This window comes from Oceanospirillum sp., assembly GCF_982874595.1.
On sequence record NZ_CEYNZH010000020.1, the window covers coordinates 39,871 to 52,848 of the forward strand.

Annotated in this window: 8 protein-coding genes; 6 read left to right on the plus strand and 2 right to left on the minus strand. The window is 49.9% G+C overall.

From position 1 onward, the window contains the following. The first annotated feature begins 6 nt into the window (after window positions 1-6). From AC4GL5_RS10485 to AC4GL5_RS10495, 3 genes are all read left to right on the plus strand, one after another. The gene (locus AC4GL5_RS10485) at window positions 7-1,011 is read left to right on the plus strand and encodes a TAXI family TRAP transporter solute-binding subunit (RefSeq protein WP_490382731.1); all 1,005 of its coding nucleotides are present in this window, start codon (window positions 7-9) and stop codon (window positions 1,009-1,011) included. Between the two features lie 164 nt (window positions 1,012-1,175). Further along, the gene (locus AC4GL5_RS10490; protein ID WP_490382732.1) at window positions 1,176-3,815 is read left to right on the plus strand and encodes a TRAP transporter permease; all 2,640 of its coding nucleotides are present in this window, start codon (window positions 1,176-1,178) and stop codon (window positions 3,813-3,815) included. 169 nt (window positions 3,816-3,984) lie between these two features. Continuing rightward, window positions 3,985-4,416 carry a universal stress protein gene (locus AC4GL5_RS10495; RefSeq protein WP_490382733.1) on the plus strand — a complete coding sequence of 144 codons (432 nt, stop codon included), beginning with the start codon at window positions 3,985-3,987 and terminating at the stop codon, window positions 4,414-4,416. An 85-nt stretch (window positions 4,417-4,501) separates the two neighbouring features. Here the strand turns inward: AC4GL5_RS10495 and AC4GL5_RS10500 are convergent, their stop codons facing one another. Then, window positions 4,502-5,680 carry a pyridoxal phosphate-dependent aminotransferase gene (locus AC4GL5_RS10500; RefSeq protein ID WP_490382734.1) on the minus strand — a complete coding sequence of 393 codons (1,179 nt, stop codon included), beginning with the start codon at window positions 5,678-5,680 and terminating at the stop codon, window positions 4,502-4,504. A gap of 273 nt (window positions 5,681-5,953) precedes the next feature. Between AC4GL5_RS10500 and uvrB the strand changes: the two genes are divergently transcribed. Both uvrB and AC4GL5_RS10510 read left to right on the plus strand, forming a co-directional pair. Continuing rightward, window positions 5,954-7,978, plus strand: a complete 2,025-nt coding sequence (gene uvrB, locus AC4GL5_RS10505; RefSeq protein ID WP_490382735.1) for an excinuclease ABC subunit UvrB — start codon at window positions 5,954-5,956, stop codon at window positions 7,976-7,978. Window positions 7,979-8,035: 57 nt separating this feature from the next. Then, entirely contained in the window at window positions 8,036-8,311 is a 276-nt protein-coding gene (locus tag AC4GL5_RS10510; RefSeq protein ID WP_490382736.1) for a hypothetical protein, read from the plus strand. Window positions 8,312-8,320: 9 nt separating this feature from the next. Here the strand turns inward: AC4GL5_RS10510 and smrA are convergent, their stop codons facing one another. Beyond that, on the minus strand, window positions 8,321-8,932 hold the full coding sequence (smrA, locus tag AC4GL5_RS10515; protein WP_490382737.1) for a DNA endonuclease SmrA: 612 nt from the start codon (window positions 8,930-8,932) through the stop codon (window positions 8,321-8,323). Window positions 8,933-9,130: 198 nt separating this feature from the next. Here smrA and AC4GL5_RS10520 point away from each other — a divergent pair. Further along, window positions 9,131-12,978 (plus strand): ATP-binding protein (locus tag AC4GL5_RS10520; RefSeq protein ID WP_490382738.1); only part of this gene is annotated, 3,848 nt, incomplete at its 3' end.

A 12,978-nucleotide genomic window follows, 5' to 3' on the forward strand; every position in this document is an offset into this window, starting at 1 on the left:
GTTGCTATGTCTCTGAAATTAAAGTCTCTCAAAACTAAACTGGCTGCTACCGCACTGTTTTCTGCGGTGGGTATGGCGGCTTCTTTAACGCCTGTTACCGCCAGCGCGAGCCAAACGTTCGTTAACATTGGTACCGGTGGTCAGACGGGTGTTTACTATGTTGTAGGTCAGTCGATCTGCCGTTTAGTAAACCGTGGCACCAGTGATCACGGTGTTAAATGTACAGCGCCGTCGACTGGTGGTTCTGTTGTTAACATCAATGCGATCCGTCAGGGTCAACAGGATATGGGTGTTGCTCAGTCTGACTGGCAGTATTACGCCATGAAAGGTGAGAAGCACGAGTCTTTCATTCAGCAGGGGCCTTATAAGAAACTGCGCGCACTGTTCTCGATCCATGGTGAGCCATTCACTGTTGTTGCCCGTGCAGATTCCGGTGTTAAACACTTTGATGATCTGGTCGGTAAGCGCGTTAATCTGCAGAATCCGGGTTCCGGTACCCGTGGCACCATGGAACTGATCATGGACGAAAAGGGCTGGACCAAAGATACCTTCAAACTGGCCGCTGAACTGAAAGCATCTGAGCAGGCTCAGGCGCTGTGTGATAATAAAATCGATGTCATGCTGTACAACGTAGGCCACCCATCCGGTGCAATCAAAGAAGCGACCACGTCCTGTGATGCTAATGTGATTCCGGTTACCGGTCCTGTGATCGACAAACTGATCAACAACAACTCTTTCTATGCTAAAGCCAGTATCAAAGGCGGCATGTACAAGGGTACTGACAACGATGTAGCGACCTTTGGTAATACCGCAACCATGGTAACCTCTGCTGATGTTAGTGCGGATGCTGTCTATCAGGTTGTTAAGGCGGTATTTGATAACTTTGACCGCTTCAAGCGTCTGCACCCTGCCTTCGCTAACCTGGATCCTAAAACGATGATCTCTGACGGTCTGTCTGCGCCTCTGCATGAAGGTGCGATCCGTTACTACAAAGAGCGTGGCTGGATGTAATCCTTACACCCCGCGCTGCTCAGCTACCCGGATGACGGGTAGCTGAGTGTTGTTTTTAAAGGTTGGTTCACCTTTTTAAACCCTCTGCCGTCAGGCTACCGCGTGCCATGTCTGACGGGAGAGGGCTTTTTCTGTCCTGAGCCTGATCTGTTTAAGGAGCTGATATGTCAATTCATGACAACAGACCGGATAGCCGCCCTCCCGCAAGTGCCAATAATTCTGCAAATGAGCAAGAACTGCAGGATATGGTGTCAGCCAATGATACCGGGGCTCGTATTCCCCATGGCTGGCAGGGAAGGGTTTTACTGGGGGCTGCTCTGCTGTGGTCTCTGTTTCAGCTATGGATAGCATCGCCCTTACCTTTTTATGACTGGCCGGTTATCGGTAGTTTTGGCATCTTTAACGACACGGAAGTGCGTGCCATTCACTTAGCCTTTGCTACCTTCCTGGCCTTTACGGCTTATCCTGCATTTACCGGATCCCCTCGGCATACTATTCCGGTTGCGGATATGGTGTTGTCGCTGGTAGCTGCTTTTGCCGCCTCTTATATCTTTGTTTTCTACGATCAGCTGCTGAGTCGTCCCGGTCTGCCCAATACGCAGGATGTGGCCGTCTCGGTGGCCGGTCTTATTCTGCTGCTTGAGGCGACGCGCCGTACGCTGGGGCCACCGCTGATGATCGTGGCAATCGTCTTCCTGGGCTATTCTCTGGCCGGGGCGTATATGCCTGATATCATCGCTCACAAAGGGATCGATCTTGAGCCATTGATCAATCACCAGTGGCTGACTACTGAGGGTGTATTCGGCATCGCGCTGGGGGTTTCCTCAAGTTTTGTGTTCCTGTTCGTGCTGTTTGGTGCGCTGCTGGATAAAGCCGGGGCGGGTAACTACTTTATTCAGGTTGCCTTCTCTCTGCTGGGGCACATGCGTGGTGGCCCGGCTAAAGCGGCTGTCGTGTCTTCCGGCCTGACCGGTCTGATCTCAGGTTCTTCCATTGCGAACGTGGTCACCACGGGCACCTTCACCATTCCGATGATGAAGCGCGTCGGCTTTACCTCTGAGAAAGCTGGTGCTGTTGAAGTGGCTTCTTCGGTGAATGGTCAGATCATGCCACCGGTGATGGGGGCTGCTGCCTTCCTGATGGTGGAATATGTGGGTATCTCCTATGTTCAGGTGATTACCCATGCCTTTCTGCCGGCACTGATCTCTTACCTGGCACTGATTTATATCGTGCATCTGGAAGCACTGAAGCAGAACATGCAGGGCTTGCCTCGCCGTGTGGAGGTGAAAGCCTGGCATCTGCGTCTGATCGGTATGCTGACGGGCTTCCTGCTGACCTGTGGTATGGCGGCGATTGTCTATTACGGTATCGGCTGGATTAAACCCGCCTTTGGTGATTATTCGACGGCTGTCATTGCGGTTCTTCTGGTTGCGGTTTATCTGTCGCTGGTTAAAGTTGCCGCTAACGTACCGGATCTTAAACTGGATGATCCTAACGAGCCGATGGTTCAGTTGCCGGAGGTGGGCCCGACGGTTAAATCCGGTCTGCATTTCCTGTTGCCGGTTGTGGTGCTTGTCTGGTGTCTGATGGTAGAGCGTTTGTCTCCGGGGCTGTCTGCTTTCTGGGCGACGATTCTGATGATCGCCATTCTGCTGACTCAGCGCCCGCTGATCGCCTTCTTCCGGGGTGAAACGGCTCTTGGTGATAAGATCCGCCAGGGCTTTGATGAACTGGTTGATGGTCTGATTACCGGTGCCCGCAATATGATCGGTATCGGTATTGCGACGGCAACCGCCGGTATTATCGTGGGTGCGGTTTCTCAGACCGGCGTTGGTTCGGTATTGGCGGATCTGGTGGAAGTGCTCTCTATGGGCAATCTGCTGCTGATGCTGATTCTGATCGCGGTTTTAAGTCTGATTCTGGGCATGGGGCTGCCAACCACCGCTAACTATATTGTGGTGTCCTCCCTACTGGCACCGGTGGTGATTACGCTGGGTCAGGAGGCGGGTCTGATCGTGCCTCTGATCGCGGTTCACCTGTTTGTATTCTATTTCGGCATTATGGCGGATGTGACGCCTCCGGTCGGTCTGGCGTCGTTTGCCGCTGCTGCGGTGTCCGGTGGTGATCCGATCCGGACCGGTTTTGTGGCCTTTGCATACAGCCTGCGTACTGCGGCGTTGCCGTTCCTGTTTATCTTTAACACGGATCTGCTGCTGATCGATGTGACCTGGGTTGAAGGTATCCAGGTGTTTATCATCTCGACCATCGCGATGCTGGTCTTTACTGCAGCAACTCAGGGTTACTTCTTCAGCCGCAGTCGTCTGTATGAGTCTGCACTGCTGTTGCTGGTGGCGTTCTCATTGTTCCGCCCGGGCTTCTGGATGGATCGTATTGTTGATCCTTATGAGATGGTTCAGCCGGACGCTGTAGTTGAAACACTGGGTGACGTTGCGCCGGGCACAGAACTGCGTTTCTGGGTTGATGGTTTGGATGCGGTGGGTAATCCGCGTTCTTTCGTAACTCTTCTGCCTTTAGGGGAAGGTGATACGGGGTTTGATCGTTTATCGGCAACCGGTATAGAGCTGCTGAAAGATGGTGATCGCCTGATCGTTGATTACGTCGGCTTTGACAGTGCGGCTGAAAAAGCGGGCATGGCCTTTGATCAGGAGATCACAGGTGTTCAGGTTCCGGTTGATCAGCCACCACGTGAACTGATCTATATTCCGGCCCTGGGTCTTCTGATTCTGATTGCGTGGATGCAGCGTCGCCGTCATCGGGAAGAGTTTGAGCCTCAGGCTGCTTAAGCGATTTGTAAAGGGATTGCAGCAACACTCTGTTAATCTTGCTCTCTGGTCGGTGGTAACGAATAACCGGAGGGCAGCAGAGTTTTGCTTCTGTCGTTAAAAGACTGAAATATCGAGGCCTTCGGAATTTCAGTTTGGCCTCCACTGAGGCTAAGTAGAGGATATGCTTATGTTTAAGAAAGTATTGGTACCTGTAGATCTGGGAGAGCCGGATTTCAGTCAGCAGGCTCTGGAGCTCGCTCTGCGTGAAGTGCGTGAAAATCAGGCTGAATTGCATCTGATCACGGTGGTTGCCGGTTATGGTAATCCGATTGTGGCAGGCTACTTTAGTGAAGATGAGCACAGTAAAGCGGTTCATCATATTGCTGAACAGCTTCAGACGTTTGCCCATGAAAAACTGCCGGAAGGTTTGCACCCGGTGATGAAGGTGTATGAAGGATCACCAGCGGAGCATATTTTGTCGCACATTAAGCATCACGAGATCGATCTGGTGCTGCTGGCTGCACATCACAGATCCCGTCTGGATGAGTTTCTGCTGGGTTCTGTTTCTGCACGGGTTGCTGAACGCTCCCACTGCTCGGTAATGCTGCTGCGGAGGTGAGTTAAGCCTAAATTGTAATCGTTTGACTGCATGCAAAAAAAGCCTGAAGGAAACCTTCAGGCTTTTCGGATTTAGCTGCAGAGAATTAAGCCAGCTCTTTAGCCAGACGTTCCATTGCAGTTTCAAGGTTTGCATTGCTGGTTGCAAAAGAGATTCGCATGCAGCCTGCGGTGCCGAATGCTGAGCCCGGAACCAGTGCAACACCGGCTTTTTCCAGCATCGCTTCAGCAAACTCAACGTCACTGACAGAACCGTATGCGGTGATCGCTTCAGAGAAGTCAGCAAAAGCGTAGAAAGTACCGTCACCCGCCAGGCAGTTAACACCTGGAATCGCATTCAGCTTCTCAACGACAAAGTCATGACGCTGTTTGAAGGATACCAGCATCTCGGAGATACACTCCTGAGGACCGTTCAGTGCAGCTTCAGCAGCATACTGAGAAATCGATGCCGGGTTTGAGGTTGACTGAGACTGGATCTTCTTCATCGCGCCGATCACTTTAGCAGGACCTGCTGCGTAACCGATACGCCAGCCAGTCATGCTGTAAGCTTTGGACACGCCATTCAGAACGAAGGTGCGCTCATACAGCTCAGGCGTCGCGTTCAGAATGTTGCAGAAGTTCTGATCCCAAAGGATATGTTCGTACATATCATCAGTGGCAACCATAATGTGCGGGTGCTTCTTCAGCACTTCGCCCAGAGCTTTCAGCTCATCCAGAGAGTAAGCCATGCCGCTTGGGTTGGACGGGCTGTTGATAACAAACAGCTTGGTGCGGGGAGTAATCGCCGCTTCCAGTTGTTCTGCCGTAATTTTGAAGTGATCCGCTGCGGATGTTTCAAGAACAACCGGCTTACCTTCTGCCACAATCACCATATCCGGGTAAGAAACCCAGTAAGGGGCTGGGATGATCACTTCGTCACCCGGGTTCAGCAGTGCCAGAGCCAGATTAAAGAAGCTCTGTTTGCCGCCGGATGAAACCAGAATCTGATTTGGCTCGTACTTGAGACCATTATCACGCTCGAATTTCGCTATAATGGCCTTCTTTAAGCTTGGTGTACCGTCAACAGCGGTATATTTTGTCAGGCCGTTATTAATAGCCTCAATCGCTGCGTCTTTGATGTGTTGCGGGGTGTCGAAATCCGGCTCACCAGCGCCCAGGCCAATAATGTCTTTGCCTGCTGCGCGAAGCTCTGCCGCACGATTAGTGACCGCTAAAGTCGGTGAAGGTTTGATTGACTGTACGCGATCTGACAGTTGTACGTCCAAGCTGATATCCTCAATTTATTTTCAGTCAGAAAATAGGCGTTATGCAGACGAATCATACAGGAGATAGCAACCCTTCGTGAAGGTGAAAACTTTAAAAAAAACACCAAAAAGTCCGGTCGTTATCTACGTTTGGGTTGATTGATCTGATGGCTTCGGTTCGCGTATTCGTTTTGTTCTGACGCTGGTTGATAGTGTCTTCAAATTTCAGGAATGGCATGTTCAGCATTGTTTGCTGTGTCGTGTTATTCTGGTGAAAAAATAGTCTGGTAAAGCATGGAATCACAGAAAAAGTTTAAACTTAATTCCCGTTTCAAACCTGCTGGCGATCAGCCTGCAGCTATCGATGCGCTCTGTAACGGTCTAGATAGTGGCCTGATGCATCAGACCCTTTTGGGGGTAACCGGCTCAGGTAAGACCTTTACCATGGCAAACATTATTGAGCGCACGCAGCGGCCAACGATTATTCTGGCGCACAATAAGACTCTGGCCGCTCAGTTATATGGTGAATTTAAGGACTTTTTTCCTGAAAATGCGGTTGAGTATTTTGTCTCTTACTATGACTACTATCAGCCGGAAGCCTACGTGCCCGCTTCTGACACCTTTATTGATAAAGACGCATCGATTAACGAGCATATTGAGCAGATGCGTTTGTCTGCCACCAAGGCGCTGTTAGAGCGCCGGGATTCTCTGATCGTTGCGACGGTTTCTGCGATTTATGGTCTGGGTGATCCCAAGTCCTACCACAAAATGGTTCTGCACATTAACCGTGGAGAACGCATCGATCAGCGTCAGATGCTGCGTCGTTTGGCTGAATTGCAGTACACCCGCAATGATCTTGATTTTCGTCGTGCGACTTATCGTGTACGCGGTGATGTGATTGATATCTTCCCGGCAGAATCGGAACAGGAAGCGGTTCGGGTTGAGCTGTTTGATGATGAGATCGATAACATCTCTATTTTTGATCCGTTAACCGGTGAACAACTGAGGAAGTTGCCCCGAATCACCATCTATCCGAAGAGTCACTATGTGACGCCACGGGAAACCGTTGTTGAAGCTACTGAGCATATTAAAGATGAGCTTAGAGAACGTATCGAATGGTTCCGAGAGCATGACAAGCTGGTTGAAGCTCAGAGAATTGAGCAGCGTACCCTTTATGATATTGAGATGATGCTGGAGCTTGGCTACTGCAACGGTATCGAAAACTATTCGCGCTATCTCTCTGATCGTGATCCGGGCAATGCGCCGCCGACTTTCTTTGATTATCTGCCGGATGATGCCCTGTTATTTATCGATGAATCTCACGTTACCGTGCCTCAGCTGGGCGCTATGTATCGGGGTGACCGATCCCGTAAAGAGACGTTGGTTCAGTATGGCTTTCGCTTGCCTTCAGCGTTAGATAACCGGCCAATGAAGTTTGAGGAGTGGGAGCAGATCTCGCCTCAGATGGTGTTTGTTTCTGCGACTCCGGGTAACTATGAGGCGGAGCATCAGGGGCAGGTGGTCGAGCAGGTGGTTCGTCCTACCGGTCTTCTGGATCCTGAGATTGAAGTACGTCCGGCAACCTCTCAGGTGGATGACCTGATGTCGGAGATCAGTCTGCGGGTGGCTGATGGAGACCGCGTGCTGGTAACGACACTGACCAAGCGCATGTCAGAGGATCTGACCGATTACCTGTCGGAGCATGGCGTGAAGGTGCGCTACCTGCACTCGGATATTGATACGGTGGAGCGTGTTGAGATTATCCGTGATCTCCGGTTGGGTGAGTTTGATGTGCTGGTGGGGATCAACCTGCTGCGGGAAGGTCTGGATATGCCGGAGGTATCTCTGGTGGCTATTCTGGATGCGGATAAAGAGGGTTTTCTGCGTTCTGAGCGCTCGCTGATTCAGACCATCGGTCGAGCCGCCCGTAATGCCAAAGGTAAAGCGATTCTGTACGGCGACCGCATTACAGGCTCTATGCAGAAAGCGATTGATGAGACCAAACGTCGACGTGAGAAGCAGATGGAGGCCAACGAGGCAGCGGGTATTACACCGCAGACGGTGATGAAAAATGTTGCAGATATCATGGAAGGTGCCCGCATTCCCGGCAAGAAAATCAGCAACAAGGCCGGTAAGAAGGTTGCTGAGGCCGTGGGTGAATATGCCGTAGATCCGGCGTTGATGTCACCGGAACAGCTGCTTAAGTCGATCAGCAAGCTGGAAGACAGTATGTACGAGGCATCCAAGAATCTGGAGTTTGAAAAAGCCGCCCAAATTCGGGATGAAATTCAGCGCCTGAACAGTCATCTGCTGAAATAATGCGAATTTTGTTAAAAAGTCGTTACTCCTGTTCATAAGAAGGCCACGGGTATCTGCATGGAAGCAATTCTTCATAGTGTCGCTGTTTTGGTGGCTCTCCTTTCCGGTGTATTAGTTTGGATCGCTCTGGCCTTTGCATCCTTGCCGGGAAGTTCAATCAGTTTTGCATGGTATGCCAGAGCGATTCGAGGATTGTTTTACAGTCAGCCGATGGTGATAGCTGCCACGTTGTTCCTTCTTGATGAAGGGGGGTGGGGTTTGTTCTGGTGTTTTCTGCCAGTAGTACCTGCTTTTTTGGTTTTTCTCATTTTCAAGTTTGTGGGGCGGAAGTGACGGTTGATATCACCATGTGGTCTTTGTCTGGCGCCCCTGTTTAATATGTCGGTCGCGGTTAATCGCTTTTTGACGTTCACTCTTCTTAAAAAGCACGTAAACCGCAGCGCTACCACCATGGCTTTTATGAGCACTGTTTACTGCGATAACCTGAGGAAACTCCGGGAGCCAGCGGGCGAGATAACTTTTGACCACGCAGGGGAGTGAGTCGGGGGCGCTGCCCTTTCCGAAACTGATCAGTGCTACTCGTATGTCATGCCGATAGCAATCCTCAATAAACCCGAATACCTCTCTCCGGCAGAACTCTACTGATTTTTTATGCAAATTAAGTGCGGCATCGATAGGGTAGCGGCCTTGTTTGAGCCGTTTGTAAACGCCTTCCTGAACGCCCTCTTTCTTGTATTCTACAGGGTCAAAAGGGCCTAGCAGGTCCACAAACTCATCTGAGAGAAAATTCGTATCCTTTTCGGTTTGCGCCTGGGCCGCATTGCGGCGGGCCTGCAGTGCTATAGCATCCTCTTTTTTGTTGGTTTTAAGGTCGGCTTTTTGATCTTGCTTCAGAGGTACGACTCCCCGCATCTCGCGCAGAAAGTAATCCAGATCGTCATCACGGTAAGCCATAGCTGTCTCCCAATGAAGTGGAGGTAAGTTACTGTAGAGGGAAAACCCTAGGTTCTATAGATAAGGCTTTAATAAGACAAATTAAAGGCGATAATATGTCCCTTAACCTAATTTTAATTGAACACAGAGTGTTACGGTGCCTTGAGCTGCTTTTTGATCGGGCTTGTGGTGCTTTACCGGCGTTAGGAATGAGTTGTGATGGTACTGAAGGGCAATAAAACACATTGGATCTCTGTGGTGGTATCCAGCCTGATTTTATTTGTCTGTTTTGCCGGTTTTTATCAGTTACAGCAACATAATGATCAGACCCGACAAGCTTTGTTGGAGGAGAAAGCCAGAGTAAGTGATCAGCTGTTTAACCGCTGGTTTCAGAAACAAAAAAGTGTGCTCAATATTTGGTCGAGATACCCTCAGGTTTCGGATGCTGCCCGTTCACTTTCGGCTTTGTCGATAAATAGAAAAGAGCTTATTGCAGCTCCTGAACAGTCTTATCTTCGTCATTTTTTTTCCCCTTTACTTAAGTCATCCAAGATTGATGGTTATATGCTGATCGACAGCCGTGGGGTTGTGCGTGGCGCGTCTGATAATCGTTTGATTGGTGAGTCGTCACCGATTGCAGAATACCCGGCACTGTTCGCCCCGCTCTGGCAGGGCAGGAATCAGTGGCTAATCCCCTATATGAGTCCATACCCTATTTCCGACCATGACGGCGTATTTCGCCAGGAGCAGCCTTTATTACTGATTGCAGCACCGGTTTCCAACGGATTTGAGGTTCGGGCTGCATTGATCTTTACGGTGAATATGGAGCGGGAGCTATATCATCTGTTGGATGAGGTGGTGGCAACTGAGGGCCTTGCCATCCGATTGTTCTCAAAAAATAAGCTCTTGGTGGAGATCAATCGCCAGGAATCATCTGAAGGGGGAGGGGGATACGAGGATGTTGTCGTAACCCGTGAAAACCGTCAATTACCCGTCTCTTATTCCGTAACAAAAGCATTTCCTGTCAGCAACAATTTTAGTTCTCAACAATATCTTTTGCTGAGTATCGGTAGTCTTGCTCTTTTGGCCCTTATCAGTCTTCTTGTGAGCCTTTTTCGGGAGCGCCCGGAAAACTCCGAACCGGATGCACTGCAAAAAATGCTTTATAACCATGGAGGAAAAGGGCTGCTGAAGGTCTCTTCCCATGGCGGTGTCGAGAGTTTTAATCAGAGAGCTGCCGTTCTTCTGGCTGGTGGGGCTGATGTGACACCTCCAGCGATGTCTATCTTCCTGACAGAGTGTGCTCTTGGACTGAGTGATGAAAAAGGTGAACCGCTGGGTGATCTGATGTCCCTGATAGGCAGTGCCAGCGGTCAGGTATTTTATGCCTGGTGGTCCGTTACAGGGAGGCGACGTTTACTGGCTTTTACCCGGGAACCTTTTTCATCAGATACGGATACGATCCTCAGTGTTAAAGATGTTACCCAAAAGCGTCAGGAGTACCTGCTTCTTAAGCGGCAAAGTGAAGCTTTGAATGATGCTGCTGAACTTGTGTTATGGGTGAATCGCGAAGGTGGCATCGTCGGGGCAAATGAAACGGCTTCAAAACAGCTGGGATACGCTTATCAGGAGTTACAGGGGCTGAACATTGGTGATATCGATGCGTCGATCAATGAGGAAAGCTGGAAGCTGATCTGGAGTCGCATTCGCCGAGGGGAGGCAATTGAGCAGGAAGGCAATACATTACGGCGCAATGGGATCTCATTTTCTTCTGAGATGCTGATTCGTTTCTACACAGATGGTTTAGAAGAGGTTGCCTGTTTCTTTATCAGAGATATCACTAAGCGTAAACGCCTTGAAGCAGATCTTTATCGTAAGCGGATGCGTCTTACCGAAAAATTGTCCGTCACTTCACAGGAGCTTGAGGTCAGAGAAGCGGAGAATGAGGCGCTTATTGAGGCGCTTCCGGATATGTTGGTGGTATTTAATTCCCGTTTTGAAGTCTTGAGTTTTCAGCAGCCAAGAGGCGATATACTCAGCTTGGATTTTAGCTCGGGTCAGATACTTTTTGACATCTTCCCGCAGTTAGAGGCGGAAACCTTACATCAGAAACTGACTGATCAGGGGAGTTCGGGCCTGGCGCGCTATTTTACAGAGATCACCCTTGATAATGCCGGAACCGCTCAGGCTCTGGAGCTGCGCTTTGCCCGCACAGGGACCAATAAAATTCTTCTGCTCATTCGGGATATCTCTGAGCGAAAAAGGGAGGAGTATTTCAGGCAGTTTAATAACCGCTTGCTAATGAGTATCTCTCAGATGCAAACCCGTTTTATCTGCAGTCCGGATAAACGCCCCGATATCGAAGGTCAGTTATCCTCTCTGGTTGATTTGGCTCAGTCTGAAAGAGGTTACTATTGGCTGGCAGAATCTTTGCAACAGAAGCTCGGTTGCCCTGCTTTTTCTGAGGCGGTTCGTTTCAATGCTGAGTCCGAAATCATGACTTCAGATATTGAAAGCTTTAAAGAACGAATTGTTCAGGGCGTTGCTCAATGGAGGGCATCAATTGAGCCCGCTAAACCAATGCTTATGCCTCTTTCCGATATTTTCCCGGGCCGGGATTTTTCGCGCAAAGGACTGCTATTGCTACCGGTCATCTCTTCTGGTCAGCCCGTTATCTGTTTTGCTTTGGTTCTTCAGGACTTCAGGTATTGGTCCTCAGAGTCCCGCTTATTTGAACCCTGGTTGGCAACAATTGCGGCCCTTCTTGCCGGGCATGAGTCTGAAAATGAAAGGCTTTGGGCTGAAGAGAGCCTCAAGTTAGAAAAAGAGCGCGCAGAGCATGCCAGTCGGGCTAAGACTCAGTTCCTGTCCAGAATGAGTCATGAATTCCGTACCCCTCTGAATGCGATTCTCGGCTTTGGTCATCTGCTTCAGATGGAAGAATCTATGCAGGATGAGCACAAAGAGCACCTGGCTCAAATTGTGGATTCCGGTGAAGCGATGCTGGTGCTCGTAGATGATGTTCTGGATCTGGCTCAACTGGATCGACAGGAGTTTAGCGTTGACTTAACTCGGGTGTGCCTCTCCGAAATGGTAACAGACTGTATTACGGACGTTATTTCTGATATCGAGCAAGCGGATCTCAGGTTTGAAGCTGACCTGCCTGGTGTGGATTACTTTGTACAGGCTGATGTTAAGCGCCTGCGTCAGGTTATACAGTCGTTATTGAAAAACGCTATAAACTTTACTGCTCCGGGCGGTCAGATTGCGGTTCGGCATCGTTGTCTTCAGAGTTACTGTGAGCTTACTATCCAGGATTCAGGAAGAGGAATTCCTCAGGATTTTCTCGATAAGATCTTTATGCCTTTCGAAGCAGCTGATGGTTATATTGATGCGAAGGGGATGGGGAACGGGTTGGCCATTGCCCGTTATGCCGTTGAAGCGATGGGGGGCAGTATTCATGTGGATTCCGAAGTCGGTGTCGGTAGCATCTTTACATTAAAAATCCCCTGTGAGCCGTCAGAGGATGGTGCTGCTTGTTGTTCCGTTTCCTCATGTTCTGCGGAGGCGGTCTCTGAGAAGACTGAGCCGGATAATGTGAGACCTCAGATTAGTGCTTCTGACCGCGGGATAATGACCGGTTCAGAGTCGGGCCAGCCTTCTTTATCACTCGATAGGGAAGATTTTTCTATTGACGAAGGCTCATTCAGCGGTGAGGTGCAAAAAACATCTGTGGCATTCAGGGTGCTTTATGTTGAAGATGATGAAACCAACAGAAAAGTACTTGAGCGCCTGATTCGGCATTTGGATCCGGAGATTACCTTTGCTGCCGCGAAGAGCGCTGAAGATGGAATCTCCCAGTTCCTGGATGCTGTACCGGATCTGATGTTTGTCGATATGAATCTGGGTGGAATCTCTGGCTCAGAAGTGCTGAGCATCATTCGTGAACGCGCAGAAGGGAAAGAACTTCCCGTCATTGCGGTTAGTGGTGATGTGGCATCCGACGCGATTGATCGGGCTCTTGATCAGGGATTTGACGACTACCTTTGTAAACCGGTTTCAATTGA